1 protein-coding gene is annotated in these 533 nt (G+C 46.5%); it reads right to left on the bottom strand.

What is annotated here, in order from left to right; genetic code table 11:
- On the bottom strand, positions 1–514 hold a 514-nt coding region (locus CWM53_RS28140), incomplete at its 3' end, for a hypothetical protein (RefSeq protein WP_133124390.1).
- Positions 515–533 lie beyond the last annotated feature (19 nt).

Below are 533 nucleotides of genomic sequence, written 5' to 3'. Positions count from 1 at the left end.
GGTTGGTTGCCGAACTCCCGTAGGAAACAAAATGCTTGAGCTGCGCCTCATCAACTAACCGCCCTGATGCCTGAGAAGCCTTAAATACAGCATCAACAATAGCTTTTGCTTTTTCCTGTTGCCCAGGGTTAGTTCCCCCCATAATTTCAACTATCTTATTGAGGTTTCGCATGTTGAACGATGCCGCAGCCTTTGAGTCACCACTCAACGCGCCCATTGCCACTTCATAATTGGCAAGTAAAGGGGCCATTGTCATAGCAGCTTCAAGCGCTTTGCTACCGTTCATCCCTGATTGGCGAAATGAACCTTGCGCATCCGTAAAGATACGCATCATGTCTACCTGTGACGCATATGGCATTTTCATGTTTGTCACAAAACTAACTGCCTGGGCCATTTGAGATTGATTAAGGCCCATCTGCCTCAATCTGGCCTGATCTCGAGCATAATCAATACCCACATCATAGGATTTACTGAGAAAATCAAACCCAGCGTAGGACGTCATAAGGTTATTCATTCCAGCTTCGTGCCATGAG

This window comes from Klebsiella sp. A-Nf5 (assembly GCF_002810545.1).
Lineage (GTDB): Bacteria > Pseudomonadota > Gammaproteobacteria > Enterobacterales > Enterobacteriaceae > Klebsiella > Klebsiella variicola.
This window is presented reverse-complemented; position numbering and strand designations above follow the sequence as displayed.